General features: G+C 67.6%; 25 protein-coding genes. 21 read left to right on the forward strand and 4 right to left on the reverse strand.

Annotated elements, in window-relative coordinates:
• Positions 1-16 precede the first annotated feature (16 nt).
• The 5 genes from alaS (at position 17) to ACVT6V_RS17680 (ending at position 6,340) form a co-directional block, all read left to right on the forward strand.
• A complete protein-coding gene (gene alaS / locus ACVT6V_RS17660; protein ID WP_489900861.1) occupies positions 17-2,731 on the forward strand; it encodes an alanine--tRNA ligase in 2,715 nt (904 codons plus the stop codon).
• On the forward strand, positions 2,728-3,159 hold the full coding sequence (ruvX, locus tag ACVT6V_RS17665; protein ID WP_489895004.1) for a Holliday junction resolvase RuvX: 432 nt from the start codon (positions 2,728-2,730) through the stop codon (positions 3,157-3,159). The genes alaS and ruvX overlap by 4 nt, the downstream gene beginning before the upstream one ends.
• 100 nt (positions 3,160-3,259) lie before the next feature.
• Positions 3,260-5,047, forward strand: a complete 1,788-nt coding sequence (gene mltG / locus ACVT6V_RS17670) for an endolytic transglycosylase MltG (RefSeq protein ID WP_489895006.1) — start codon at positions 3,260-3,262, stop codon at positions 5,045-5,047.
• Positions 5,011-5,880 carry a shikimate dehydrogenase gene (locus ACVT6V_RS17675; protein WP_489895008.1) on the forward strand — a complete coding sequence of 290 codons (870 nt, stop codon included), beginning with the start codon at positions 5,011-5,013 and terminating at the stop codon, positions 5,878-5,880. The genes mltG and ACVT6V_RS17675 overlap by 37 nt, the downstream gene beginning before the upstream one ends.
• Before the next feature lie 73 nt (positions 5,881-5,953).
• Entirely contained in the window at positions 5,954-6,340 is a 387-nt protein-coding gene (locus ACVT6V_RS17680; protein ID WP_489895010.1) for a prepilin peptidase, read from the forward strand.
• A 144-nt stretch (positions 6,341-6,484) separates the two neighbouring features.
• Here ACVT6V_RS17680 and budC read toward each other — a convergent pair whose 3' ends face one another.
• Together budC and ACVT6V_RS17690 are read right to left on the reverse strand one after the other, a co-directional pair.
• Positions 6,485-7,276 carry a meso-2,3-butanediol dehydrogenase gene (budC, locus tag ACVT6V_RS17685; protein ID WP_489895012.1) on the reverse strand — a complete coding sequence of 264 codons (792 nt, stop codon included), beginning with the start codon at positions 7,274-7,276 and terminating at the stop codon, positions 6,485-6,487.
• A 48-nt stretch (positions 7,277-7,324) separates the two neighbouring features.
• On the reverse strand, positions 7,325-8,347 hold the full coding sequence (locus tag ACVT6V_RS17690; protein ID WP_489895014.1) for an NADP-dependent oxidoreductase: 1,023 nt from the start codon (positions 8,345-8,347) through the stop codon (positions 7,325-7,327).
• A gap of 123 nt (positions 8,348-8,470) precedes the next feature.
• Between ACVT6V_RS17690 and ACVT6V_RS17695 the strand changes: the two genes are divergently transcribed.
• The 4 genes from ACVT6V_RS17695 to aroB all read left to right on the forward strand — a co-directional run bounded on the left by ACVT6V_RS17695 (position 8,471) and on the right by aroB (position 12,509).
• On the forward strand, positions 8,471-9,502 hold the full coding sequence (locus tag ACVT6V_RS17695) for an AraC family transcriptional regulator (RefSeq protein ID WP_489895016.1): 1,032 nt from the start codon (positions 8,471-8,473) through the stop codon (positions 9,500-9,502).
• Positions 9,503-9,649: 147 nt separating this feature from the next.
• Positions 9,650-10,858, forward strand: a complete 1,209-nt coding sequence (gene aroC, locus ACVT6V_RS17700) for a chorismate synthase (RefSeq protein ID WP_489895018.1) — start codon at positions 9,650-9,652, stop codon at positions 10,856-10,858.
• Positions 10,855-11,409 (forward strand): shikimate kinase, encoded by a 555-nt coding sequence (locus tag ACVT6V_RS17705; RefSeq protein WP_489895020.1) that lies wholly within the window; start codon positions 10,855-10,857, stop codon positions 11,407-11,409. The genes aroC and ACVT6V_RS17705 overlap by 4 nt, the downstream gene beginning before the upstream one ends.
• Positions 11,406-12,509: a 3-dehydroquinate synthase gene (gene aroB, locus ACVT6V_RS17710; protein ID WP_489895022.1), complete on the forward strand. Its 1,104-nt coding sequence runs from the start codon at positions 11,406-11,408 to the stop codon at positions 12,507-12,509. Before ACVT6V_RS17705 ends, aroB begins: the two co-directional genes overlap by 4 nt.
• A 79-nt stretch (positions 12,510-12,588) precedes the next feature.
• On the opposite strand, the gene ACVT6V_RS17715 is transcribed toward aroB, so the two are convergent.
• Together ACVT6V_RS17715 and ACVT6V_RS17720 are read right to left on the reverse strand one after the other, a co-directional pair.
• Positions 12,589-13,083, reverse strand: coding sequence for a B-4DMT family transporter (locus tag ACVT6V_RS17715; protein ID WP_489895024.1), 495 nt, complete (start codon positions 13,081-13,083; stop codon positions 12,589-12,591).
• A 72-nt stretch (positions 13,084-13,155) separates the two neighbouring features.
• On the reverse strand, positions 13,156-13,614 hold the full coding sequence (locus ACVT6V_RS17720; protein ID WP_489895026.1) for a MarR family winged helix-turn-helix transcriptional regulator: 459 nt from the start codon (positions 13,612-13,614) through the stop codon (positions 13,156-13,158).
• Between the two features lie 128 nt (positions 13,615-13,742).
• On the opposite strand from ACVT6V_RS17720, the gene ACVT6V_RS17725 reads away from it, so the two are divergent.
• From ACVT6V_RS17725 to mihF, 12 genes are all read left to right on the forward strand, one after another.
• Positions 13,743-14,279, forward strand: a complete 537-nt coding sequence (locus ACVT6V_RS17725) for a TIGR03086 family metal-binding protein (RefSeq protein WP_489900862.1) — start codon at positions 13,743-13,745, stop codon at positions 14,277-14,279.
• The gene (locus ACVT6V_RS17730) at positions 14,261-15,391 is read left to right on the forward strand and encodes a M24 family metallopeptidase (protein WP_489895028.1); all 1,131 of its coding nucleotides are present in this window, start codon (positions 14,261-14,263) and stop codon (positions 15,389-15,391) included. The genes ACVT6V_RS17725 and ACVT6V_RS17730 overlap by 19 nt, the downstream gene beginning before the upstream one ends.
• 90 nt (positions 15,392-15,481) lie before the next feature.
• Positions 15,482-16,045 carry an elongation factor P gene (efp, locus tag ACVT6V_RS17735; protein ID WP_489895030.1) on the forward strand — a complete coding sequence of 188 codons (564 nt, stop codon included), beginning with the start codon at positions 15,482-15,484 and terminating at the stop codon, positions 16,043-16,045.
• A gap of 10 nt (positions 16,046-16,055) precedes the next feature.
• On the forward strand, positions 16,056-16,502 hold the full coding sequence (gene nusB, locus ACVT6V_RS17740; protein ID WP_489895032.1) for a transcription antitermination factor NusB: 447 nt from the start codon (positions 16,056-16,058) through the stop codon (positions 16,500-16,502).
• 127 nt (positions 16,503-16,629) lie between these two features.
• Complete coding sequence (pyrR, locus tag ACVT6V_RS17745; protein WP_489900863.1) at positions 16,630-17,250, forward strand: bifunctional pyr operon transcriptional regulator/uracil phosphoribosyltransferase PyrR; 621 nt, start codon at positions 16,630-16,632, stop codon at positions 17,248-17,250.
• Positions 17,250-18,203 carry an aspartate carbamoyltransferase catalytic subunit gene (locus ACVT6V_RS17750; protein WP_489900864.1) on the forward strand — a complete coding sequence of 318 codons (954 nt, stop codon included), beginning with the start codon at positions 17,250-17,252 and terminating at the stop codon, positions 18,201-18,203. The genes pyrR and ACVT6V_RS17750 overlap by 1 nt, the downstream gene beginning before the upstream one ends.
• A 14-nt stretch (positions 18,204-18,217) precedes the next feature.
• Entirely contained in the window at positions 18,218-19,528 is a 1,311-nt protein-coding gene (locus ACVT6V_RS17755; RefSeq protein WP_489895034.1) for a dihydroorotase, read from the forward strand.
• Complete coding sequence (locus ACVT6V_RS17760; RefSeq protein ID WP_489895036.1) at positions 19,525-20,133, forward strand: PH-like domain-containing protein; 609 nt, start codon at positions 19,525-19,527, stop codon at positions 20,131-20,133. Before ACVT6V_RS17755 ends, ACVT6V_RS17760 begins: the two co-directional genes overlap by 4 nt.
• Positions 20,130-21,302, forward strand: coding sequence for a glutamine-hydrolyzing carbamoyl-phosphate synthase small subunit (gene carA / locus ACVT6V_RS17765; RefSeq protein WP_489895038.1), 1,173 nt, complete (start codon positions 20,130-20,132; stop codon positions 21,300-21,302). The genes ACVT6V_RS17760 and carA overlap by 4 nt, the downstream gene beginning before the upstream one ends.
• Positions 21,302-24,637, forward strand: a complete 3,336-nt coding sequence (carB, locus tag ACVT6V_RS17770) for a carbamoyl-phosphate synthase large subunit (protein WP_489895040.1) — start codon at positions 21,302-21,304, stop codon at positions 24,635-24,637. Before carA ends, carB begins: the two co-directional genes overlap by 1 nt.
• Positions 24,634-25,470 (forward strand): orotidine-5'-phosphate decarboxylase, encoded by an 837-nt coding sequence (gene pyrF / locus ACVT6V_RS17775; RefSeq protein WP_489895042.1) that lies wholly within the window; start codon positions 24,634-24,636, stop codon positions 25,468-25,470. The genes carB and pyrF overlap by 4 nt, the downstream gene beginning before the upstream one ends.
• 476 nt (positions 25,471-25,946) lie before the next feature.
• Entirely contained in the window at positions 25,947-26,261 is a 315-nt protein-coding gene (gene mihF / locus ACVT6V_RS17780) for an integration host factor, actinobacterial type (RefSeq protein WP_012834141.1), read from the forward strand.
• Positions 26,262-26,287 lie beyond the last annotated feature (26 nt).

Here is a 26,287-nt window from a genome sequence, read left to right on the forward strand (position 1 = left end):
CGAGGACGACAACCCAGTGCAGACGCATGAGATCCGGCAGCGATTCCTGGATCACTTCATCAAGGCAGGACATACCGAGGTGCCCAGCGCCTCACTCATCCTGGACGACCCGAACCTGCTGTTCGTCAACGCCGGCATGGTGCCGTTCAAGCCTTACTTCCTCGGTGAACAGACCCCGCCGTTCGACCGCGCGACGAGCGTGCAGAAGTGCGTGCGCACCCTCGACATCGACGAGGTCGGCATCACGACCCGGCACAACACGTTCTTCCAGATGGCCGGCAACTTCTCCTTCGGCGACTACTTCAAACGCGAGGCCATCAACTTCGCGTGGACGTTGCTCACCAACAGCGTCGCCGAGGGCGGCTACGGCATCGACCCGGAGAAACTGTGGCCGACGGTCTACCTCGACGACGACGAGGCCGAGGCGATCTGGCGCGATGAGATCGGGGTGCCCGCCGAACGCATCCAGCGGCGTGGTCTGAAGGACAACTACTGGTCGATGGGTGTGCCCGGGCCGTGTGGCCCGTGTTCGGAGATCTTCTACGACCGTGGGCCGGCCTACGGACAGGAAGGCGGGCCGGAAGCCGACGAGGACCGCTACATCGAGATCTGGAATCTCGTGTTCATGCAGAACGTCCGCGGACCCGGCGGGGGCAAGGACAACTACGAGATCCTCGGACCGCTGCCCAAGAAGAACATCGACACCGGCATGGGCATCGAGCGGGTCGCCTGCATCCTGCAGGGCGTCGACAACGTCTACGAGACCGACCTGCTCAAGCCGATCATCGACCTCGCCGCACGCCTGACCGGACGCGCCTACGGGGCAGGCAACCACGAGGACGACGTCCGGTTCCGCGTGATCGCCGACCACGCCCGCACCTCGGCGCTGCTCATCGGTGACGGTGTGCTGCCGGGCAATGATGGTCGCGGTTATGTACTGCGTCGGCTGCTGCGGCGAGTCGTCCGGTCGGTGCGCCTCCTGACCGCCGGGAGCGAAGCAAGCGGGGTCGCCGCCAAGGCCGCGGATCAGCCCACCATGGACGATTTCATCAGTCTTGTCGTCGACACCATGTCGCCGTCGTACCCGAACCTCGCCGAACAGCGCGATCACATCATCGACGTGGCCGTGGCCGAGGAGGCCTCGTTCAGCAAGACACTGGCGGCCGGATCGAAGCTGTTCGCCGACGCCGCGGCCTCCACCAAGGCGGCCCAGCGGTCCACCCTGAGCGGCGACGACGCATTCACCCTGCACGACACATACGGCTTCCCGATCGATCTCACGCTCGAGATGGCCGCCGAAGCCGGTCTCGCGGTCGACCAGGAGGGCTTCACCGCGTTGATGGCCGAGCAGAAGCAGCGGGCGAAGGCCGACGCGACCGCCCGCAAGGCCGGCCACGCCGATATGTCGGCGTACCGCGAGTTCATCGACGACAGCCCGACGACGTTCACCGGCTTCGACGAGTTGGTCTCCGAGGCGCGCGTGTTGGGTCTGATCGCCGACGGCACCCGGGTGCCGGCCGCCACCGCGGGCCAGGAGCTCGTCGTGGTGCTCGACCGCACCCCGCTGTATGCCGAATCCGGTGGTCAGATGGCCGACATCGGCACGATCACCACCGGCAACGGCGTCCGCCTGCGCGTCACCGACGTGCAGAAGGCGGGCAAGAAGGTGTGGCTGCACAAGGTGGTCGTGGACGAGGGCGAGGTCGCCGAGGGCGACGAAGTCATCGCCGCGGTCGATCAGACCTGGCGCCACGGGGCGACACAGGGGCACTCGGGAACCCATATGGTCCATGCCGCTCTGCGTGAGGTACTCGGTCCCACCGCAACCCAGGCGGGGTCGTTGAACCGGCCGGGCTACCTGCGTTTCGACTTCCACTCGGGCAAGCCGCTGTCGGAGAGCCAACGCCGCGAGATCGAGGAGATCAGCAATGCGGCGGTGGAGTCGAACTATCCGGTGAACACATTCGAGACCGGCCTGACCGAGGCGAAGTCGATGGGTGCCATCGCGTTGTTCGGTGAGAACTACGGCGACGTGGTGCGCGTCGTCGAGATCGGCGGACCGTTCTCGATGGAATTGTGCGGTGGCACACATGTCGGGTCCTCGGCCCAGATCGGTCCCGTGACGCTGATCGGCGAGTCGTCGGTGGGTTCCGGTGTCCGCCGCGTCGAGGCCTATGTCGGGATGGATTCCTTCCGCTACCTGTCGAAGGAGCGTGCGCTGCTGGCCGGTCTCGCATCCTCGTTCAAGGTGCCGTCCGACGAGGTCCCGGGCCGTGTCGAACAGTTGGTGACCCGGCTGCGCGACGCCGAGAAGGAGATCGAGCGCCTGCGTGAGGAATCGGCCCGGGCCGCTGCGGGTGGACTCATCGACGGCGCCGTGATCGTGGCCGACACCCTCGTCGTCGGGGGCCGATTGCCGGACGGACTCGACGGCAACGGTCTACGCTCGCTCGCGACCGACCTGCGTGGCCGGGTCGCCGACCGTGCCGCGGTGATCGCGGTGTTCTCCTCGTCCGCCAACGGAGACGGGACCAAGGTGCCCTTCGTCGTTGCGACCACCGAGGGCGCCCGGAAGAGCGGTATCAAGGCGGGTGACATCGTCAAGGAGATCGCGCCGCTGATCGGCGGACGCGGAGGTGGAAAGCCTGATCTCGCACAGGGTTCGGGTACGGACGCGGCCGGTGTCGACGCGGCGATGACCCGGATTCGTGAACTCGTCCGGGACCGATGACCCTGACGCGTGGGCGTCGATTGGGCGTCGATGTCGGATCGGTACGGATCGGGGTCGCGGTGTGTGACCCCGACGGCATTCTGGCGACACCTGTCGAGACCGTGGCGCGCACACCGCGCGGCGACGGCGACATCCAACGCATCGCGGCGCTCGTCGAGGAGTACGAGGCCGTGGGTGTGGTGGTCGGTCTGCCCAAGACCCTGCGGAACGAGAACGGTGCTGCGGCCGTACTGGCCCGCGACTTCGGTGAGCAACTCGCCGAACGGATTCGGCCGGTGGGTGTCGAATATCACGACGAGCGGCTGACCACGGTCACCGCGACCCAAGCCCTTCGGGCAAGTGGGGTGAAAGCGAAATCCTCGCGCGCCGTGATTGATCAGGCGGCTGCGGTCGCTATCCTGCAGGGGTGGCTGGATACGCGACGATGACTTCTGCATGCGTACGGCCAATCAGCACAGCGCAATTCGTGATCGCGAACCGAGCATGTCGCAAGACCGAATCTCGCGGGAACCTGGGAGGAACCGCTCGGTGACCGACGAACGCCATCGACCGCGGCGACACGACATCTCCGATCAGCCGACCGAACAGCTGGATCTGGACCGGTTGCGGTACTTCACGCAGCCCGCCGACGGCAAACCGTCGACACGCCACCGTCGGCGCCGGGAAGCCGGAGCGGACGGCCCGCCGACGGGGCCGCACCCGGCCGTCCCGCCGCCCGCCGCGCCCGAGGCGCGGACACCCACCTCGCCCCGCGGCGGGTCCACGGATTCGTGGCCGGCACCGCCCGGCCGGCCGGCCGGCCGGCGCCAGGCCCCACCGCATGCACCATCGCCGGACGTCACGTCGCCACCGAGTCGACCGGAGCGGGTCATGCCCCGGCGCATACCTGCGGCGCCCCCGCCGCAGGAGTATGTCGATGACCGTGACCAGTCGCTGACTCTTCGATCCGGTGAATACGCCGACCCGCTGCGCAGTGCCGTGCCGCACAGGTCCCGTGCCGGGGCGCGGGCCGAGGTAGCGGACACCGCAACCGCCCCGGTGGTCGATGTGGACGATGACTTCGTCGCCGCCGACCTCGACGACGACACCGTGGACGAGCGCCCCTCGCGCCGACGTCGCACGAAGAGACGCAAGCCGGTGACCGTGCCGGGGGAGCAGCGGCCCGCGTCGCGACGGCGTACACGGCGCCGCATCGTGCTCGCCGTGGTGTTGGCCTGCATGCTGGCTCTGGTGGCCGGCGTCGGATTCGTCGGTCTCCGTTCGCTCGGCGTGTTCGAGAACCACAAGGACTACACCGACGCCGCGGGAACCGGCGATGTCATCGTCGACATCCCGCAGGATTCGACCCTCATGGATTTCGGCAGGATTCTCGAGCGCGACGACGTCGTCGGCAGCGCGCTGGCCTTCGTCGACGCGGCCGACGGCCAGGCGATGTCGGGCGGCTTCTACAAACTGCGGACCGAGATCCCCGCGGCCACCGCGGTGGAGATGATGACCGACGGCACCGAGCACCGGGTCGGCCGCATGGTGGTGCCCGAGGGTCTGCAACTCGACAACAAGAACGGCGTCGACGGCAAGACGACACCGGGCATCTTCCAGATGATCGCCGACGCGACCGCCGTCACCGTCAACGGGCAGCGAATCGGGGCCGACGTCCCGGCCCTCGAAAAGGCGGCCGCCGACTCATCGCCGGAAGCGCTGGGTGTACCCGACTGGGCGCGGCCGACCGTGGAGAAGTTGACGGGCGATCACCGGCGCATCGAAGGCCTGATCGCTCCGGGAACCTGGGAGACGATCGACCCGACGCACTCGGCGACGCAGATCCTGCACGATCTGATCGTGGCCAGCGCGGCCCGCTTCGAACAATGGGGGCTGCTCGAGCAACGCGACTCCGGGCTCAGCCCGTACGAGACGCTCGTCGCCGCCTCGCTGGTCGAACGGGAGGTGGCCAACCCCACCGACTACGCGAAGGTGGCCCGGGTCATCCTCAACAGACTCGCCAAAGGTCAACGGCTGGAGATGGATTCCACCGCTAATTACACCGCCACGGTCACCAACATCGACGTGTACGGCGACGCCTACAAGGCCGACAACGATTGGAACACCTACCGGATCCAGGGCTTGCCGGTCACTCCGATCGGCGCCGTGGGCGAGCGTGCGCTCGAGGCGGTGGAGCATCCGGCCGAGGGCGACTGGCTGTACTTCGTGACCATCGACCGCGAGGGCACCACCCTCTTCGCCGCCACCTTCGACCAGCACAAGCAGAACCGTGAGAAAGCATGCGAGAACAAGCTGTTGAGCACCGGGTGCGGCTGACCGACGTGGGTGACACCGCACGACGCGCCGCCGTCCTCGGCTCCCCGGTCGGGCACTCGCGCTCACCGGACCTTCATCTGGCAGCGTATCGCGCACTCGGTCTGACCGACTGGACCTATGATCGGATCGATTGCACGGCAGAACAATTGCCCGATCTGGTCTCCGGTCTCGCCGCTGAATTCGTGGGTCTGTCGGTCACGATGCCGGCCAAGCTGGCGGCGTTGGCCTACGCCGATGAGCGAACCGCCCGCGCCGAACTCGTGGGCTCCGCGAACACCTTGGTGCGCACCGCGGACGGGTGGCGGGCCGATTGCACCGACATCGACGGAATGACCGGTGCGCTCGCCGAGGTCGGCGCCGATGCCGCGGTGAACGCCACCGCGACACTGATCGGGAACGGCGGCACCGCGTTGCCGTCCGTTGCGGCGCTCGCCGAGAAGGAATTCACCGACCTCGCCATCGTCGCTCGGGATGCGGCACGCGCAGAGCCGGTCGTCGAACTGGCGCAGCGGCTCGGCATGACGACCTCCGTGCTGGGGTTTGACGCCGACGACACGCTCGCCGAGCGTGCGCGCAGCAGCGGGGTGGTGATCTCGACCGTGCCCGCCGACGGCGCGAGCTCGCTGGTGTCCGTGCTCGCCGGGGCCCCGCGGCTGGTCGACGTGATCTATCACCCGTGGCCGACACCGCTGGCCGGTGCGGTCGCTGCCGCGGGCGGGAAGGTCGTCGGCGGGCTCGTGATGTTGCTGCACCAGGCGTTCAGCCAGGTGGAACAGTTCACCGGACGACCCGCCCCGCGTGCGGCGATGGCGGCGGCGCTCGACGCTCGCTGATTCCGGGCGCAAGTCGGATCCAGCCTGTGGAAGAAATCTCGGCGCCGCGCTCCTCGTGGGGCACGCTCGACGCATGTGCCTGTGGATCATGCTGCTGTGGCTGTCCCGGATCACCGTCGCCGACCTGCGGACCCGTCGCATCCCGACGTCATCGCTCTGGCCCGGGATCGCGGCGACACTCGCCTACACCCCGGTCGAGCCGACGGTCGGCCTCGCGGCCGTCCTGACCGCGGCGCCGTATGCCGTTGCCGCGCTCGCCGGCCTCTGCGGTGGTGGCGATGTGAAATTGGCTTTCGTGCTCGGTGGCCTGCTCGCCGACGTCGCGACCGGCCTGATCGCGGTGCTCGTCGCTGCGCTGTTCGGTCTCGCTGCACACGTTGTCGCCCGACGGGTCGACGCCCAACCGCACGCTCCGGCGCTGATCGCCGCGACCGTCTGCGTGCTCACGTTCGTCGCATGAACAGCAGATGCTCTCGTGGCCTGATGGCCACCGCATGGTCGCGGTGTCCAGAGACGGCGCCCGCCGGCAGTGTCATGGCCATTCAGCGACGGCAGGTCCGGACGAGATGAACCGGACCCGCCGCTCACGCGCTGATCGCGGGACTCACCCTGCGATGACGACGTCCCCGAAGTGCTTGGTGAAGCGGGGCTGGCCGTTCCAGGCGGTCACGCCGCCATCCACCGCGATCTCCTGACCGGTCACGTAGGACGCCAGGTCCGAGGCCAGGAACAGCATGACCTTGGCGATCTCCATCGGCACTCCCACACGAGACATCGGGATGTTGTCCATGTAGCTCTGGAACGCGTCCGGATGCCCGCGCAACGGGCCGGTCAGCTGCGTCTCGATCAGACCGGGGGAGATGCAGTTGACGCGGATGTTGTCGAGCGCGTAGTCCAGGGCCAGGTTGCGGGTGTAGTTGATCACGCCGCCCTTGGCCGCCGCGTAGGCGTTGAACCCGTAGTCCGCGCGGGTGCCCGACACCGAGGCGGTGTTGATGATGCTGCCACCCTGCTTCATCAGGTGGGGCAGTGCGTGACGGCACGTATGGAACACGGCGTTGAGGTCGACGTCGATGATCTTGTGCCAGTCGGCCGGATCGATGAGGTGGGTGCGGCCGTAGATGCCGTAGCCGGCGTTGTTGACCAGGATGTCCAGGCCGCCGAGGAATCCGACGGCCTGTTCGATCATCGGTCCGATCTGCTCGGCCTCGGCGAGATCGACCTCGCAGAATGTGGCCTTGGGGCCCAGCTCGTCGGCCAGCTGCTTGCCGCGATCGGCGTTCATGTCGGCGATCACGACGCTGGCGCCGTGTTCGAGGAACAGCCGTACGGTCTGTTCGCCGATGCCGTTGGCGCCGCCGGTGATGATGGCCTTCTTGTCGTTGAGCATTCCCATGAGAGTTCCTTGTCGTGTTGGGGGAGTAGGTTTTCGGTCGGTTGCGGATCAGTTGTCGGTGATCTTGACGAGCTGCTTGCCGACGTTCTCGCCGGTGAAGAGGCGTCGCAGCGCACTGGGCGCATTCTCGAGACCCTCGACGATGTCGATCTGGTTGTTGATCTTTCCTTCGGCGGCCCAGGTCGCGAGATCACCGATCGCCGCCTCCGCCCGATCGAGGTGGTCGAAGACCAGGAAGCCGCGCATGGTGGCGCGCTGCAGGGTGAGGTTGAAGACGTTGCGCACCGGGACCAGTCCCTGGGACTCGCTGTAGCCGGAGACCGACCCACAGAGCGCGACCCGGGCGCCGACCGCGATGTGTGCGAGCGCCGCATCGAGGATCTCTCCGCCGACGTTGTCGAAGATGACGTCGATGCCGTCCGGGCACGTCGCACCGAGCCGGGCGTCGACGTCCTCGTTCTTGTAGTCGATCGCATCGTCGAGGTTGAGTTCGTCGCGCAGCAGCGCGCACTTGCGGGGTCCGCCCGCGATGCCCACGACCCGGGCGCCCTTGATCCTGGCGATCTGGCAGGCGACCGATCCGACCGCTCCGGCCGCACCCGAGACCACCACGGTGTCGCCGGCCTTGATCTCCGCCACGTCTTGGAGGCCGATGTACGCGGTGAGCCCGGTGATGCCGAACAGCGACAGTGCAGTCGGCGCGTCGACGCCCGCCGGGACGGTTACCGGAGGGATGAGGCCGGCGAACGGCGACCCGTCGCTGACCGCGTAGTCCTGCCAGCCGAAAGCGCCGGACACCACGTCACCCACCTGGAAGTCGGGGTGGCGGGACTCGACGACCTCGCCGACCGACGCGCCGACCATCATCTCGCCGATCTCGACCGCCGGGATGTAGCTGTCGAACTCCATGTAGGTGCGCTGGGCGGGGTCGCAACTCAGCCAGCGGTTGCGAACGAGGAACTGACCCTGGGCGATCGATGGCACGGGCTCGACCTCCAGATCGAAATCCTCGGGGCCCACGATTCCCGAGGGGCGCCTGGCGAGCAGCCACTTACGGTTCTTCTCTGTCATGACCAACTGTCACTTTCTGTTCAGACTGTGATCTGTCACCAATCGATGTCAGTGAAGTGAGTTTGCGCGCTCCGAGATAGGGGAGTATTGACAGCAGAGCCCATGTTTTTGACAGTAGAGAGCATGTCTGTGATCCGGGGCACGTCGATGCGCGGTTATCCGGAAGTGGTGTCCGAGTTGGGCGGCGACCCCGATGCGCTGCTCACATCCGCAGGCATTCGGTTGGCTGATGTCGGCAATTTCGACGCATTCATCACCTATTTGGCGCACATCGACGCAATCGAATCGGCGGCCAGGGCGACGCAGACACCCGACTTCGGCCGTCGGCTCGCCGAGCGTCAGGGCATCGAGATGTTCGGGCCGGTCGGTGTCGCCGCCCGAACGGCGAAGTCCGTGGCCGGGGCGATCGATATCTTCGAGAGCTATCTGGGCACGTACAGCCCGTCGAATTCGGTGGTGATCGACCCGGGCGACGAGACATCGTTTCTGGAGTTCAAGATCCTGATTCCCCATCCGCCCGCATGTCCGCAGACATTCGAACTGGGGCTGGGTGTGATGCTGCGGGTGTTGCGATTCCTGCTCGGGTCCGGATATGCACCGACGACGGTGCACATTCCGCACACCCCACTGGTCTCGCCGGAGGAGTACCGGCAGTACTTCTCCTGCACACCGAAGTTCTCCGCGCAGCGAGCCGGGATGACCGTGCTGGCCTCCGAGCTGCAGCGGCCGCTGGTACGCGACGACATGGCTCATCGCGTCGTGCTGGAGTACCTCGACACCGTCATCGACCGGCACCGGCCGACGATGTCGTCGTCGATACGTGAGCTCGTCCGGCAACTGCTGCCGACGGGTTCGGCCACGGTCCCGATCGTCGCCGAGCAGTTTCGTTTGCATCCGAATACGTTGCGACGTCGACTCGTCTCCGAAGGGACGACCTTCAACGCGCTTGTCGATGACGTGCGGCGCGAGATGACCGTGCGCTACTTGCGTGATACCGACATCGCACTGAGCCACCTGGCCCGGGAACTGGGCTACGCCGAGCAAAGCGTGCTGTCCCGATCGTGTCAGCGCTGGTTCGGGGACAGTCCGGCGTCGCTGAGGCAGTCGCTGAGACGGCAGTGGCAACACGCGATACCGCCCAGTGCCGCACCGTGAACCCATCAGCGCGCATGCGGGTCCGCCGAAAACGGCGCAGGCCGCGGTGCACGCCATCGGGTGGCCCGAGCCGGTCACCACTGCGATTCGCGCGTGACGTGTGACCTCACCGCCGTGCGCAGGCGGTGGTGGGGTCCCGGGCGGCACATGGAACAATTGAGCACTGTGTTGCGCTGGATAACCGCCGGAGAGTCTCATGGCCCGGCCCTGGTCGCCATCGTCGAGGGGATGGTGGCCGGAGTGGAGATCACCTCGTCCGACATCGCCGAACAACTCGCGCGCCGTCGGCTCGGCTATGGCCGTGGTGCGCGGATGAAGTTCGAGGCGGACAAGATCACCGTCGTCGGCGGTCTGCGGCACGGCCGCACGATGGGCGGCCCGGTCGCGGTCGAGATCGGGAACACCGAGTGGCCCAAATGGGAAACGGTGATGGCAGCCGATCCGGTCGATCCGGCCGAACTCGAGGGCAGTGCTCGCAACGCGGCGCTCACCCGCCCGCGGCCCGGCCATGCAGATTACTCCGGGATGCTCAAGTACGGATTCGACGACGCACGGCCGGTGCTCGAACGCGCCAGTGCACGGGAGACGGCGGCGCGCGTCGCCGCCGGAACGGTCGCACGGAACTTCCTTCGTCAGGTGTTCGGGATCGAGGTGCTCTCGCACGTCATCTCGATCGGCGCGAGCGAACCCTACGACGGTCCGGCACCGCGGTTCTCCGACCTGCCCGCGATCGACGAGAGCCCCGTCCGTGCGTTCTCGGCGGAGTCCGAGCAGCAGATGATCGCAGAGATCGAGGCCGCCAAGAAGGACGGTGACACTCTCGGTGGCGTCGTCGAGGTCGTCGCCACCGGTGTTCCGGTGGGGCTCGGCTCCCACGTCAGCGGGGAGACCCGCCTCGACGCTCGCCTGGCCGGCGCGCTGATGGGCATCCAGGCGATCAAGGGTGTCGAGGTCGGCGATGGTTTCACGACCGCGCGGCGTCGCGGCAGCCAGGCGCACGACGAGATGGTGCCCGGGCCGGACGGCATCGCGCGGTCGACCAACCGCGCCGGCGGTCTCGAAGGTGGTATGACCAACGGTGAGGACGTGCGTGTACGGGCCGCGATGAAGCCGATCTCGACCGTGCCGCGCGCGTTGTCCACCGTCGACATGTCCACCGGCGACGAGGCCGTCGCGATCCATCAGCGTTCCGACGTGTGCGCGGTGCCCGCCGCCGGTGTGGTCGCCGAGGCCATGGTCGCGCTGGTCCTCGCGCAGGCCGCGCTCGACAAGTTCGGCGGCGATTCGGTCGCCGAGACGGCCGGCAATCTCGCCGGATACCTGAAGGCCATCGAACTCCGGCCGCCGCGCTCATGACCGTTCCGAGAACCGATCGGCGGCCGGTGGCCGTCCTCATCGGCTTCATGGGGGCAGGCAAGTCGACCGTCGGCCGCATCCTGGCCGAACGTCTCGGGGTCGACTTCGTCGACACCGACGCCGAGGTCGTACGTACCACCGGCCGTCCGATCCCGGAGATCTTCACCACCGACGGACCCGAGCGCTTCCGCGAGATCGAGCGGGACGTGGTCCTCGACGTCCTGAGTTCACACGGTGGCGTCGTCGCGCTCGGCGGTGGTGCGGTGATGACTCCCGCGGTCGCCGAGGGGCTGACCGGTCACCGCGTGGTCTATCTGGAGATCTCCGCCGACGACGGTTTCGCCCGCGTCCGTGACAGTGACCGCCCGCTGATCGCCGGTGAGGACCCACATCAGCGCTACGGCGATCTGCTCGCCGAACGACACGAGACCTATGCGAGCACGGCCACATTCGCCGTGGACGCCGCGGCCGGCGACCCCGGCGAGGTCGCCGATGCGATCATCGCCGTCCTCGCCCGCACCCGCATACCAGAAAGGGCATCGACCACATGACCGAGCCGGTAGCGATCACGGTGAATGCCGGAGCACCCTACGACGTGATCATCGGTCGGGGACTGCTCGACGACGTGGCCGTGGCGGCAACCGGGGCGGATCGGATCGCGATCCTCTACCAGCCGACCTTGGCGCAGACCGCGGAGCAGATCCGGGAATTCCTCGCCGACAAGGGTTTCGACGCCCATCGGGTGGAGATCCCGGACGCCGAGGCCGGCAAGGACCTGTCGGTGGCCGCGTTCTGCTGGGACGTGTTCGGCCGGATCGGGCTGAAGCGCAACGACAAGGTGATCAGCCTGGGTGGGGGAGCCGCGACCGACCTCGCCGGGTTCGTGGCGGCGACCTGGATGCGGGGCATCGGGGTCATCCACATCCCGACGACGCTGCTGGCCATGGTCGACGCGGCGGTCGGCGGGAAGACCGGCATCAACACCGACGCCGGCAAGAACCTCGTCGGCTCGTTCCACGAACCCGATGCCGTCCTGATCGACACCGCGACGCTGGAGACCGTGCCGCACAACGAGGTCGTCGCCGGACTGGCCGAGGTGATCAAGACCGGGTTCATCGCCGACCCCGTCATCCTCGACATCATCGAGGCCGACCCCCAGGCGGCGGTCGACACCGCCGGCACCGTGCTGCCGGAACTCATCCGGAGGTCGGTGCAGGTGAAGGCCGACGTGGTGTCGGCCGACCTGAAGGAATCCTCGCTGCGCGAGATCCTGAACTACGGCCACACGCTGGGCCACGCCATCGAACGACGTGAGCGTTACAAGTGGCGCCACGGTGCGGCGGTGTCGGTGGGGCTGGTCTTCGCAGCGGAGTTGGCACGCCTGGCCGGCCGCCTGGACGACGCCACCGCCGACCGCCACCGGACCGTGCTGGAGATGGTGGGGCTGCCGACGACCTACGACGCCGACGCGCTGCCGGACCTGCTGGAGACCATGTCCGGGGACAAGAAGAACAGGTCCGGCGTGCTGCGATTTGTCGTCCTCGACGGTCTGGCCAAGCCCGGTCGACTCGAGGGTCCCGACCCCGGCCTCATCGCCGCCGCATACTCGGCGATCGGGGGCGACGCGACGTCGGCCGCCGTGCTCCTCTGACGTACGTATTCACACACCGAACGCCCGCCGACTCGTTGTCGGCGGGCGTTCGGTGTGTTCCGGGGGGGTGGGGGCGGTGTCAGCTCGGCACGTGTTCGCCGTCCCGATCGGGATGCACCGACCAGTCGTCCTCGTCGTTCTGGCCCTTGCGCTGGTCACGGCGGATCAGCCAGCGGCCGATCGCGGCGCCGACGAAGGCGGGCGCAAAGATCAGCAGCGCGGTGAACGAGCCACCGGCGACGATCTCGATGAACAGCCCGGACTCGCCGATTCCCGTGAAGAAGAATCGCCCGAGCACCCAGCAGATGATCCCGGCCAGCACACCGGCGAGCAGGCCCGCTTGTAGCCAGCGCACGGTGAGGTCGTCGTAGTCGTCCGGATCGGGATTGGCCCGCGCGTCCGCCATGCCGTCGATCCCGCCCCAGATGAGGGCGATGAGGACGACCGCGCCGATGGCGATCGTCTTCCAGACGGTGGTGTGCAGAGGTGCGTTGACGACGGCCACTCCGAGCAGGACGCGAGCGAGGACGTGTACGGCGGTCATGACCAGACCGCGCGGCAACCACGAAGACATAGCCGACAGGGTACGCAATGTAGAACGTGTTCGAAAACACATCCCCACCCACCGGGATATCCGGTGGTGAGCTCAGTCGTCGATGCCGTCCGGCGAGGCCGATGCGATCAGCGAGAGTGCTTGCAGGGTTCTCAGGAACCCGGCCCGGTCCGCGTCGGGAAATCGACCCAGAAGTCGCTCCTCGCTCGCGCGGATGTCCCGTCGGGCCGTGTCGCGCACCGAACAACCCCGATCGGTGATCGAGAGCAGGCGGACACGCCGATCGTCCGGGTCCGGGATCCGCTCGATGAGTCCGTCGTCCTGCAAGCGGTCGAGCACCGGTATCAGCCGTGATTTGTCGGCACCGATCGCCGCCGCGAGCGCCGCCTGCGACCGCGTCGGTTCGGTTTCGAGGTTGCGCAGCACCACATAGCCCCACATGCTCAGTCCGTGTGTCTCGAGAACCGGAACCTCGAGGCGGGTCAGCGCGCGACCGAGTGGCACGACCATCTCGGCGAGGTCCGGTCGCTGATCGGTGTACTCGGTCGGCATGGGTCAAAGATACACATCGACATATCGTATGCGGGCACATACGATATGTGAATGAATACTATTGTGGACAACAATCGACGAGCGGTCGATCACACCGTCGAGCTGGTCGCCGCATCAGGACGGCCGATCTGTGTCGCGCGACGCCGTGCGCGGGATGGGATCTGCGTGCCCTGCTGGGGCACATGACGGCGCAGCACCATGGTTTCGCCGCCGCCGCGCGCGGACGCGGTGCCGATCGCGCAGCCTGGCAGTCCCCGACCGGATCGCCCGATCCGGTCGGGGACTATCGAGCCGCCGCGGCCGAGCTCCTCGTGGCCTTTGCCGAGGCCGACGTGAGCGATCGGGCGTTCGTGCTGCCCGAGATCGGTGGTGACCAGCCGATCCCGGGCGGACGGGCCGTTGCGTTCCACTTCCTCGATTACTTCGTCCACGGTTGGGATATCGCCCGGACCATCGGACGGCCGTTCGACCCGGACGATGATCTCGCGCGGGCGGCCCTCGACATCGCGCGCCTGGTGCCCGACGGCGCGGCGCGGACGCGACCCGGCGCTGCATTCGGGCCGCAGTTGCCGGCATGCGGAGGATCGCCGCTCGACGATGTCCTGCGGCTACTCGGGCGCTCGCCGTCCTGGACTAACTTGGAGGGATGTCTGCCGACGGGATGACCAGCGATCATCGCGCGCGCCGCGACCGGCTGCGCGCACGGCTCGCCGAGTCCGACCCACCAACCGAGTCCTTCGTGGTCAGCGATCTCGTCAATGTGCGCTATCTGAGCGGATTCACCGGCTCCAACGGAGCGGTGTCGATCTCGGCGTCCGATCCCTCCGCCGACCGCATCTGTACGGATGGTCGCTACCTCACCCAGGTGGCCGAGCAGGCCGGTGACCTCGAACCGGTGATCGCCCGCAACTGCCTCGCCGAGCTCGTCATCTTCGCGTCGGATGGGGGTGCGGCCGCCATCGGTTTCGAGGCAGATGCCGTCACGGTGGCCGAGCACCACGCGCTCCTGACGCGTGTGTCCGACGCGGCGGACGGCTCACACGCCGAGTTGGTCGGTGTCACCGGATTGGTCCAGGGGCTTCGCGAGATCAAGGACGACGCCGAGATCGAACTGCTGCGTCGGGCCTGCGACGTCGGCGATCGGGCACTGGCGACGATCATCGACCGTGGCGTGATCCGACCCGGCGCGACCGAGCGTGAGGTTGCGCGAGCACTGGAGTGGGAGATGTTCGCGCTCGGCGCGGATGGGATCGCGTTCGAGACGATCGTTGCTGCGGGGCCGAACTCGGCCATTCCGCATCACCGACCGACCGACGCAGTCCTGGCCGACGGCGATTTCGTGAAGATCGACTTCGGATCGGTGGTCGGCGGTTATCACTCGGACATGACGCGGACCTATGTCCTGGGCCGAGCAGCTGACTGGCAACGCGAGATCTACGACCTGGTCGCGGTGGCCCAGGCGGCCGGCCGAGCCGCGCTGCACCCGGGAGCACAGTTGCGCGAGGTCGACGCCGCCGCCCGCTCGGTGATCGCCGATGCAGGTCACGCCGACCACTACGTCCACGGCCTCGGTCACGGCGTCGGACTGCAAATCCACGAAGCGCCGGGAATCGGTGCACTTGCGACGGGTACACTGCCTTGCGGCGCAGCGGTGACCGTGGAACCCGGCGTCTACCTCCCCGGGCGAGGTGGCGTCAGGATCGAGGACACACTCGTCGTCACGGACGACACGCCGGAACTGCTGACCGCCACCGACAAGGCATTCACCGTCATCTGACGTCTCGGCACGGGCGCACGGCCCACGACCGCCGACACGAGACGGACCGGGCCACACCGACACGACCGACGAACAAGAGGAAGAGAACACATGGCGACCACCGCCGATTTCAAGAACGGCCTCGTGCTGCGCATGGACGACCAGCTCTGGCAGATCCAGGAGTTCCAGCACGTCAAGCCCGGCAAGGGCCCGGCCTTCGTACGCACCAAGATCAAGAACGTGATGTCCGGGAAGATCGTCGACAAGACGTTCAACGCCGGCGTCAAGGTGGAGACCGCAACCGTCGACCGCCGCGACATGACCTACCTGTACAACGACGGCACCGACTTCGTGTTCATGGACGCCCAGGACTTCGAGCAGATCGCGATCCCGCCGGCCACCATGGGTGACGGCGCCCGGTTCCTGCTGGAGAACATGACGGTGCAGGTGTCGATGCACGAGGGCAACCCGCTGTTCGTGGAACTCCCGGTCACTGTCGAGCTGCTCGTGGAGCAGACCGACCCGGGCCTGCAGGGCGATCGTTCCACCGGCGGCACCAAGCCGGCGACGATGGAGACCGGTGCGGAGATCCAGGTTCCGCTGTTCATCAACACCGGTGACAAGCTGAAGGTCGACTCGCGCGACGGCAGCTATCTCGGTCGCGTCAACGCCTGATTCGCATCCCGTGAAGCAACCCGGTACCCGACACAAGGCCCGCCGCCGTGCGGTCGATCTGCTGTTCGAGGCGGAGGCCAAGAACGTCAGCCCGACGCAGCTGGTGAGCGAGCGTCGTGAGTATGTCCGTGACGACGAGAGCGTCGGCACCATCCACGACTACACCGCGACCGTCATCGAGGGCCTCGGCGCCGATCTCCCGCAGATCGACGCCGTGGTCTCCTCGCACCTTCGTGGCTGGACCCTCGAGCGGCTTCCCGCAGTCGACCGGGCGATCCTTCGCCTGGCCACCTGGGAGTTGTTCAACTCCCTCGCCGTCGACCCCGTCGTGATCGTCGACGAGGCGGTGGAGTTGGCCAAAGAGCTCTCCACCGACGACTCGCCGGCGTTCGTCAACGGGGTCCTGGCGAAGATCGCGGAGCTCGCGCCGCAGGTGCGTGCGGCCGGGCGTGACTGAACCGGCCGCATTGACGAACGCCACTGCTCACCGGCTCGGTCGTCGACGATGCGACGTGTAGAGTCTTTCGCGACAGACATCCTTTAACGATCCGTCCGGCGAGGCGGAGAAGGAGGTCGGCATGGCCATGTCATCAGATGGTGCCCAGCCAACCGATGGTTCCCGACCCACGGGCCGGGTGCTCCTCGACGATTCCGACGTCTCCCGGACCATCGCGCGGGTCGCACACGAGGTCATCGAGAAGACGGCACTCGACGCGCCCGGCGCCCCCCGCGTGGTCATCATCGGAATCCCTACCCGCGGCACGTATCTCGCTTCCCGTCTGGCGGCGAAGATCAACGATTTCGCGGGAACAGAGGTGCCCGTCGGATACCTCGACATCACCCTCTACCGCGACGACCTGCGCGCGAAGCCACACCGTCCGCTGGAGCGCACCGTGGTCCCGACCGGGGGTGTCGACAATGCCGTGGTGATCCTGGTCGACGACGTCCTGTTCTCCGGTCGCACGGTCCGGGCCGCCCTGGATGCGCTGCGTGACCTCGGTCGCCCGGCCGCCGTCCAGCTGGCGGTCCTGGTCGATCGCGGACATCGCGAACTCCCGCTGCGCGCCGACTACGTCGGCAAGAACATCCCGACCTCGCGGGACGAGTCGGTCTCGGTGCATCTCCAGGAGCATGACGGGGTCGACGAGGTGGTGCTGAGTCCCGCGCCCGCCCAGTCGGCACCGGAGACAGGGGGCGGCCGGTGATGCGCCACCTGCTGTCCACCCAGGATCTGTCGGCCGATGAGGCAACCGAACTCCTCGACGAGGCGGAACGTTTCGAACAGGCCCTCACCGGACGCGAGGTGCGCAAGCTGCCCACCCTGCGGGGCCGCACGGTCATGACCGTGTTCTACGAGAACTCCACCCGAACCCGGGTCTCCTTCGAGGTCGCCGGGAAATGGATGAGCGCCGACGTCATCAACGTCAGCGCGTCGAGCAGCTCTGCCGGCAAGGGCGAGTCATTGCGGGACACCGTCAAGACCCTGCACGCTGCCGGCGCCGACGCGCTGATCGTGCGGCATCCCGCATCCGGGGCGGCTCACCAGATCGCTGCCTGGACGTCCGGCGACGGGGACTCGTCCACCGGACCCAACGTGATCAATGCCGGTGACGGTACCCACGAACATCCGACCCAAGCGCTCCTCGACGCCCTGACACTCCGGCAGCGACTCGGCGGTCTGCAGGGCCGGCGGATCGCCATCGTCGGCGACATCCTGCACTCACGCGTGGCGCGGTCCAACGCGCATCTGCTCTCGACGCTGGGTGCCGAGGTGGTGCTGGTGTCGCCGCAGACACTGTTGCCCGTCGGGGTCGAGGAGTGGCCGGTCGTCGTCTCCCACGATCTGGATGCCGAACTACCGGCGGTCGACGCGGTGATGATGCTGCGTGTCCAGGCGGAGCGGATGAACGGCGGATTCTTCCCGAGTGCCCGCGAGTACTCGGTCCGATACGGACTCAACGACCGGCGGATGGCGCTGCTCGCCGACAACGCGGTGATCTTGCATCCCGGTCCGATGTTGCGCGGCATGGAGATCGGGTACTCGGTGGCCGATTCGCCGCGGGCGACCGTTCTCGAACAGGTCCGTAACGGTGTGCATGTACGGATGGCGGTGCTCTTCCGCCTCCTCGTCGGCACAGACAACACAGGAGCTCAGTGAGTGGAGATGGCAAGGTGAGTGCTCCGACAACCGGTTCGGTCCTGATCGCCGACGTCCGGCCGTACGGTGACGGCGATCGGGTCGATGTCCTCGTCAGCGACGGACAGATCAGCGAGATCGGGCCCGGCCTGACCGCTCCCGACGGGGTGGACCGCATCGATGGCGGCGGCGCGATCCTGTTGCCCGGGTTCGTGGATCTGCACACTCACCTTCGCGAGCCGGGGCGCGAGGACACCGAGACCATCCGCACCGGGTCGGCGGCCGCCGCGCTCGGTGGGTACACGGCAGTGTTCGCAATGGCCAACACCGATCCCGTGGCCGACAACTCCACGGTCACCGACAACGTGTGGCGCACCGGTCGTGACGTCGGCCTCGTCGACGTCTACCCGGTCGGCGCGGTCACGGTCGGGCTCAAGGGCACTCAGCTCGCCGAGATGGGCATGATGGCCGCGGGCGCCGCCGGCGTCCGCATGTTCAGCGACGACGGCAAGTGCGTCGACGACCCGCTGCTGATGCGCCGCGCACTCGAGTATGCGAAGAGCCTGAACGTGCTCATCGCCCAGCACGCCGAGGAGCCCAGGCTCACGGTGGGAGCGATCGCGCACGAGGGCCCGAACGCCTCTCGGCTCGGCCTGACCGGGTGGCCGCGCGCGGCCGAGGAGTCGATCGTCATCCGCGACGCATTGCTGGCCCGCGACGCCGGCACACGGGTCCACATCTGCCATGCCTCCACCGAGGGCACCGTCGAACTGGTGCGGTGGGCGCGGGCACAGGGAATCTCGATCAGCGCCGAGGTCACGCCGCACCATCTGTTGCTCGACGATTCGCGGTTGGCCACGTACGACCCGGTGAACAAGGTCAATCCGCCGCTGCGTGAATCCCGCGACAAGATGGCGCTGCGCCAGGCGCTCGCCGACGGTGTGATCGACTGCGTCGCAACCGATCATGCGCCGCACGCGGCGCAGGAGAAGGCCTGCGAGTTCGCCCTGGCACGCCCGGGCATGCTCGGCCTGCAGACCGCGCTGGCCATCGTCGTCGAAACCATGGTCACCCCCGGTCTGCTGGATTGGCGTGGGGTTGCGCGGGTGATGAGTGAGCGTCCCGCACAGATCGTCGGACTCACCGATCAGGGGCGCCCGATCGACGTGGGCGAACCGGGCAACCTCACCCTGGTCGACCCGGACACATCCTGGGTGGTCCATGGTGACGAGCTCGCGAGCCTGTCCACCAACACGCCGTTCGAGGCGATGACGATGCCGGCGACGGTCTCGGCGACGGTGCTGCGCGGGGTCGTGACCGCCCGCGACGGCAAGGTCGCCCGATGAGCGGGTTCGAGGTCGTCGTCGTGGTGATCGTGGTGCTGGTTTGGCTGGGGCTGATCGCGCTGGTGATGCGTGGCTGGCGCAACCGGGGCCGTCGGCAGTCCGACCTGATCGGTACCCCGCCCGCGGTGCCCGATGGCCTGCCGGCCCCGACACGCGGACCGGACTCCGGGCTCTACGTCGGCAGCACGATCGCACCGAGCTGGCAGGACCGGGTCGCCGTCGGCGATCTCGGTGATCGGGCCGCGGCCGCGATCTCGTCCTATCCGCAAGGCATTCTCATCGAACGACAGGGTGCATCCGACATCTGGATACCGCGACCGTCGATCACCGCGATCCGCACCGAACGAGGCCTGGCCGGCAAGGTGATGACCGCCGACGGTGTGCTGGTGATCCGCTGGGTGCTACCGAGTGGAACCGAGATCGATTCCGGCGTGCGCGCCGACGACAAGAGCAGTTATCCCGGCTGGGTGACCGAGGACCCGCGCCCCGACACCGCCGACGGTCACACCGACGTCGCCGAACCCGGGAACACCGACGCCCGAGACACCGAAACCGAAGGGGCAGGGTCGGGACCCGAGCACATCGAACAGGGGAAAGATCAATGAGCACAGCAGTTCTGGTGCTGGAGAACGGACAGGTCTTCCGTGGGCTCCCGTACGGGGCGGTGGGTGAGACGCTCGGTGAGGCGGTGTTCTGCACCGCGATGACCGGGTACCAGGAGACCCTGACCGACCCGAGCTATCACCGTCAGATCGTGGTCGCCACCGCACCGCAGATCGGCAACACCGGGTGGAACACCGAAGACGGGGAGAGCACCGGTAGCGCCGGCAGTGACTCGTCTGTCGGTGACTCCGGCAAGATCTGGGTTGCCGGTTACGCGATCCGCAATCCCACTCGGCGCGTGTCGAACTGGCGGGCCACCACGTCGCTGGAGGACGAGCTGCGCCGCCAGGAGATCGTCGGCATCGCCGGGATCGACACCCGCACCGCGGTCCGCGTACTGCGCGACCACGGGTCGATGCGGGCCGGGATCTTCTCCGGGGCGGCACTGGCCGGCGACGACGAGCTGGTCGCCCGCGTGCGCAGCCAGCCGGAGATGAAGGGGGCCGACCTCGCCGGTGAGGTCACGACCGATTCCGGCTATGTGGTCGAACCCGAGGATGGCGAGGCGCGCTTCACGGTCGCCGCCCTCGACCTCGGCATCAAGACCAACACCCCGCGGATGTTCGGTCAGCGCGGTGTCCGGGTGCACGTCCTGCCGTCCACTGTCGGCCTCGATGCGATCACCGACCTGAAACCGGACGGGGTGTTCCTGTCCAACGGCCCGGGCGATCCGGCGACCGCCGACGCCATGGTCGAGCTGACCCGGGGCGTGCTGGGCGAGGGAGTGCCGCTCTTCGGGATCTGCTTCGGCAACCAGATCCTCGGCCGCGCATTCGGTCGCAGCACCTACAAGATGAAGTTCGGGCACCGGGGGATCAACATCCCGGTCATCGACAATGTCACCGGCAAGGTGTCGATCACCGCGCAGAACCACGGCTTCGCGCTCGAGGGGGAGGCCGGCGAGGAGTTCGACACCGACTTCGGTCGAGCCCGTGTCAGTCATGTCTGCGCCAACGATGGCGTCGTCGAGGGTGTGGAACTGCTGTCCGGACAAGCGTTCTCCGTCCAGTACCACCCCGAGGCCGCGGCCGGCCCGCACGACGCCGCCTACCTCTTCGACAAGTTCGTCACCCGGCTCGAGGGTGGCTCAGCACAAGGAGCGAGTGCCTGATGCCGCGCCGTACAGACATCTCCCACGTCCTCGTGATCGGCTCCGGCCCGATCGTCATCGGCCAGGCGTGCGAGTTCGACTACTCGGGCACCCAGGCGTGCCGGGTGTTGAAGGCCGAGGGCCTGCGCGTCAGTCTGGTGAACTCGAACCCGGCGACGATCATGACCGACCCGGAGTTCGCCGACGCCACCTACATCGAACCGATCACCGCGGAGTACGTGGAGAAGGTGATCGAGGCCGAACGCGACGCCGGGCATCCCATCGACGCCGTGCTCGCCACCCTCGGCGGGCAGACCGCACTGAACACGGCTGTGGCCCTGCACGACCGTGGGTCGCTGGAGAAGTACGACATCGAGCTGATCGGCGCCGACTTCGACGCCATCCAGCGCGGCGAGGACCGGCAGATGTTCAAGGACATCGTCGCCAAAGTCGGCGGCGAGAGCGCGCGTTCGGCGGTCTGTCACACGATGGACGAGGTCCGCGACACCGTCGCCGAACTCGGCTACCCCGTCGTCGTGCGGCCGTCGTTCACCATGGGCGGACTGGGTTCCGGTATGGCCTACAACGAGGCCGACCTCGAGCGCATCGCCGGCGGAGGTCTCGCCGCGTCCCCGACCGCCAACGTGCTCATCGAGGAATCGATCCTCGGCTGGAAGGAATACGAGCTCGAGCTGATGCGCGACAACCGCGACAACGTGGTGGTCGTCTGTTCGATCGAGAACCTCGATCCGGTCGGTGTGCACACCGGCGACTCGGTGACCGTCGCGCCGGCGATGACCCTGACCGACCGCGAGTACCAGATCATGCGTGACCTCTCGATCGCGATCCTGCGTGAGGTCGGCGTCGACACCGGCGGCTGCAACATCCAGTTCGCACAGGATCCGCGTGACGGGCGGCTCGTCGTCATCGAGATGAACCCGCGGGTGTCGCGCTCGTCGGCACTGGCGTCCAAGGCGACCGGCTTCCCGATCGCCAAAATCGCCGCGAAACTGGCCATCGGGTACAGCCTCGACGAGATCGTCAACGACATCACGAAGGAGACGCCTGCCTGCTTCGAGCCGACGCTCGACTATGTCGTCGTCAAGGCGCCGCGCTTCGCCTTCGAGAAGTTCCCCGGCGCCGACGACACACTGACCACCACCATGAAGTCGGTGGGCGAGGCGATGAGCCTGGGCCGCAGCTTCGCCGAGGCGCTCGGCAAGGTGATGCGCTCGCTGGAGACCAAGGCCGCGGGCTTCTGGACCGAACCGAACCGGCCGGATCCGGCGAGCATCGACCCCGACGGCCTGCTCGAGTCGCTGAGGGTGCCCAAGGACGGCCGCCTCTACGGGTTGATGCTCGCCTTCGAAGCCGGTGCGTCGATCGAGCAACTGTACGAGGCGACCGCAATCGACCCGTGGTTCCTGGCCGAGATCGGCGGGATCGCCGCGCTCGGTTCCGCGATCCGCGACGCGGACTCCCTCGACGAGGCGTTGTTGCGCGAGGCGAAGAGCACCGGCTTCTCCGACCGGCAGATCGCTGCGCTGCGTGACGATTTCGCCGACGAGGCCGCGGTGCGCGAGTTCCGGCTCGGGGCGGGAATCCATCCGGTCTACAAGACCGTGGACACCTGTGCCGCGGAGTTCGAGGCCAAGACGCCATATCACTACTCGACCTATGAACTGGATCCGGCGGCCACCAGTGAGGTTGCGCCGCAACCGGATCGTCCCAAGGTGCTGATTCTCGGATCGGGTCCCAACCGGATCGGCCAGGGCATCGAGTTCGACTACTCGTGTGTCCATGCCGCCCTCACGTTGTCGGAGGCCGGCTACGAGACGGTGATGGTCAACTGCAATCCGGAGACGGTGTCCACCGACTACGACACGGCCGACCGACTCTACTTCGAGCCGCTGACCTTCGAGGACGTCCTCGAGGTCTACCGAGCCGAATCGGAATCCGGGACCGTGGCCGGCGTGATCGTGCAGCTCGGCGGGCAGACCCCGCTGGGCCTCGCACATCGCCTCGCCGCCGCCGGCGTCCCGATCGTCGGGACGAGCCCGGAGGCCATCGACCTCGCCGAGGATCGTGGCGAGTTCGGCAAGGTCCTCACCGCCGCCGGGCTGCCGGCGCCCGCGTTCGGCACCGCGACGAGCTTCGCCGAGGCCCGCGACACCGCGGCGCGTATCGGCTACCCGGTACTGGTCCGGCCCTCGTATGTGCTCGGTGGCCGCGGGATGGAGATCGTCTACGACGAGCAGTCCCTGGAGAACTACATCTCGCGTGCCACCGAGTTGACGGCCGACCATCCGGTGCTGGTCGACCGGTTCCTCGAGGATGCGGTGGAGATCGACGTCGATGCACTGTGCGACGGCAACGAGGTCTACATCGGCGGCGTGATGGAACACATCGAGGAGGCCGGCATCCACTCCGGTGACTCCGCGTGTGCGCTCCCGCCGGTGACTCTCGGACGCTCCGATCTCGCCATGGTGCGGGCCTCGACCGAGGCCCTGGCGAAGGGCATCGGGGTCCGTGGGCTGCTCAACGTGCAGTACGCGCTCAAGGACGACGTGCTCTATGTTTTGGAGGCCAATCCGCGTGCCAGCCGCACGGTGCCGTTCGTGTCGAAGGCGACCGCGGTATCCCTGGCCAAGGCGTGTGCACGCCTGATGCTCGGCGAGTCGATCGCCGAGCTGCGCAATCAGGGCCTGCTCGAGGCCACGGGCGACGGCGGTGAATCACCGACGCACGCACCGATCTCGGTGAAGGAGGCCGTCCTGCCGTTCAACCGCTTCCGCCGTGAGGACGGGAGCGGGGTGGATTCCCTGCTCAGCCCGGAGATGAAGTCGACCGGCGAGGTGATGGGGATCGACGCCGACTTCGGCCGCGCGTTCGCCAAGTCGCAGACCGCCGCATACGGGTCGTTGCCGACGTCGGGCGCGGTCTTCGTGTCCGTCGCCAACAAGGACAAGCGCGCGCTGATCTTCCCGGTGAAACACCTCGACGACCTGGGATTCGAGATCCTGGCGACCGAGGGAACCGCAGATGTGCTGCGGCGCAACGGGATCGAATGTCGTACCGTCCGCAAGCATTTCGAGGGCGGTGACGGGGAACCGACGATCGTCGACATCATCCGGGCCGGCGAGGTCGCCATGGTGATCAACACTCCGTATGGCAACTCGGGCCCGCGTGTCGACGGCTACGAGATCCGCAGCGCCGCGGTGTCGGTGAACATCCCGTGCATCACCACTGTGCAGGGCGCCAGCGCGGCCGTACAGGGGATCGAGGCGGCCATGAACGGTCAGATGGACGTGCAGTCGTTGCAGCGGCGCCACGCGGTACTGGTGAACCGGGGATGACCGGTAGCCCCGCCCACGGATTCGCACCCCGATTCCGAGGCGCGGTCTCCGCGCGCGGCCGACTCTGCGCCGGTATCGACCCGCACCCCGAGCTGCTCGAGCAGTGGGGCCTCCCGATGTCGTCGGACGGGCTGTCGCGGTTCGCGCAGATCTGCGTCGAGGCGCTGGCGCCCGTCGCCGCGGTGATCAAGCCGCAGGTGGCGTTCTTCGAGGTGTTCGGGGCATCCGGGTTCGGTGTGCTGGAGCGGGTGATCCGCGGCTGCCAGGAGTCCGGAGCGCTCGTTCTCGCGGACGCGAAACGGGGCGACATCGGCTCCACGATGGCCGCGTACGCGTCGGCCTGGCTCGACGACTCCTCGGCTCTGTGCGCCGACGCGGTCACCGTGTCGCCCTATCTCGGATTCGGATCGCTCTCGCCGGCGATCACCGCGGCGCGGGAGGGGGATCGGGGAGTGTTCGTGCTCGCGCGGACCTCGAACCCCGAGGGCGCGGAGATCCAACTCGCCGACACGGGCGGGCGAGGCGTGGGCCAGAGCATCGTTGATGCCGCCGCGACCGAGAATGCCGACGCCACCGCGACGGTCGGACTCGTCGTCGGTGCGACGCGCGCGCACGGTCTCGACCTCTCCGCACTCGACGGGCCCATCCTCGCGCCCGGGCTCGGTGCACAGGGCGCGACGGCCGCCGACCTTCCCGAGGTGTTCGCGGGCGCCGACACGCAGTGGGTGTTGCCCGCCAGCAGTCGCGGTGTGCTGCGGGCCGGGCCGGACGTCGGGGCGCTGCGCTCGGCGTTCGAGACCGCGCGCGACGAGGTCGAGGCAGCGTTCGGCTGAGCCCGCGAGGTGTCCGTGGGAGCTGCGGTGGACGGCGCGGGGTGGCGCGACACGCGCGACGGTGAATCTGATTCCTCAAAAATCCTGGTCCTCACTTGCGTCACACGTGTATCAGCGCTGGCAGGGGCTGAAATTGCCGTGCCGTCGAGGCGGCCTGACGGACGGCCGGACGGACGGGGCGCTGACCTGCATCGATTCAACAAAAGCCGAAGTCAGGGGCCTGCGATCAACGCGTGTCGGGACAGTCGGCTAGGTTCGAGGGGCGAGGGACGCTACAACACTCGATTTCCTGGATTTCGAAGGGGTGGCACTCGCAAATGCCTGCTCACGTGGGTACGGTCGCTTTCGCCGCATCATTCGGCGGCGGTGGCACCGCTCATCGCGACCGCCACGGTCGTGCAGGCGACAAACCGCCATCAGGAGCCCTCGGGCACCTGGTGACTTTCCAATCGAAGACACGAAAGACGGAGGAACCCGTGGCCCTTCCGCAGTTGACAGACGAGCAGCGCGCTGCCGCGTTGGAGAAGGCAGCTGCCGCTCGGCGGGCCCGCGCCGAGCTCAAGGAACGCCTGAAGCGCGGCGGCACCGACCTCAAGCAGGTGCTCAAGGACGCCGAGAACGACGAGATCCTGGGCAAGATGAAGGTCTCGGCACTGCTCGAGGCCCTGCCGAAGGTCGGCAAGGTCAAGGCGCAGGAGATCATGACCGAACTGGAGATCGCACCGACGCGTCGCCTGCGCGGTCTCGGCGATCGCCAGCGCAAGGCGCTGCTCGAGAAGTTCAGCTCCTGATCGAGCGACACGAACAGCCGAGCGTG

This window comes from Gordonia sp. LMA167 (assembly GCF_058130025.1).

Coding starts and splice junctions, on each gene's coding strand:
- ruvX (WP_489895004.1), top strand. CDS start 2,728: ATGACCCTGACGCGTGGGCGTCGATTGGGCGTCGATGTCGGATCGGTA.
- ACVT6V_RS17675 (WP_489895008.1), top strand. CDS start 5,011: ATGCGAGAACAAGCTGTTGAGCACCGGGTGCGGCTGACCGACGTGGGT.
- ACVT6V_RS17680 (WP_489895010.1), top strand. CDS start 5,954: ATGTGCCTGTGGATCATGCTGCTGTGGCTGTCCCGGATCACCGTCGCC.
- budC (WP_489895012.1), bottom strand. CDS start 7,276: ATGGGAATGCTCAACGACAAGAAGGCCATCATCACCGGCGGCGCCAAC.
- ACVT6V_RS17690 (WP_489895014.1), bottom strand. CDS start 8,347: ATGACAGAGAAGAACCGTAAGTGGCTGCTCGCCAGGCGCCCCTCGGGA.
- ACVT6V_RS17695 (WP_489895016.1), top strand. CDS start 8,471: ATGTCTGTGATCCGGGGCACGTCGATGCGCGGTTATCCGGAAGTGGTG.
- aroC (WP_489895018.1), top strand. CDS start 9,650: ATGGAACAATTGAGCACTGTGTTGCGCTGGATAACCGCCGGAGAGTCT.
- ACVT6V_RS17705 (WP_489895020.1), top strand. CDS start 10,855: ATGACCGTTCCGAGAACCGATCGGCGGCCGGTGGCCGTCCTCATCGGC.
- aroB (WP_489895022.1), top strand. CDS start 11,406: ATGACCGAGCCGGTAGCGATCACGGTGAATGCCGGAGCACCCTACGAC.
- ACVT6V_RS17715 (WP_489895024.1), bottom strand. CDS start 13,083: ATGTCTTCGTGGTTGCCGCGCGGTCTGGTCATGACCGCCGTACACGTC.
- ACVT6V_RS17720 (WP_489895026.1), bottom strand. CDS start 13,614: ATGCCGACCGAGTACACCGATCAGCGACCGGACCTCGCCGAGATGGTC.
- ACVT6V_RS17730 (WP_489895028.1), top strand. CDS start 14,261: ATGTCTGCCGACGGGATGACCAGCGATCATCGCGCGCGCCGCGACCGG.
- efp (WP_489895030.1), top strand. CDS start 15,482: ATGGCGACCACCGCCGATTTCAAGAACGGCCTCGTGCTGCGCATGGAC.
- pyrR (WP_489900863.1), top strand. CDS start 16,630: ATGTCATCAGATGGTGCCCAGCCAACCGATGGTTCCCGACCCACGGGC.
- ACVT6V_RS17750 (WP_489900864.1), top strand. CDS start 17,250: ATGCGCCACCTGCTGTCCACCCAGGATCTGTCGGCCGATGAGGCAACC.
- ACVT6V_RS17760 (WP_489895036.1), top strand. CDS start 19,525: ATGAGCGGGTTCGAGGTCGTCGTCGTGGTGATCGTGGTGCTGGTTTGG.
- carA (WP_489895038.1), top strand. CDS start 20,130: ATGAGCACAGCAGTTCTGGTGCTGGAGAACGGACAGGTCTTCCGTGGG.
- carB (WP_489895040.1), top strand. CDS start 21,302: ATGCCGCGCCGTACAGACATCTCCCACGTCCTCGTGATCGGCTCCGGC.
- pyrF (WP_489895042.1), top strand. CDS start 24,634: ATGACCGGTAGCCCCGCCCACGGATTCGCACCCCGATTCCGAGGCGCG.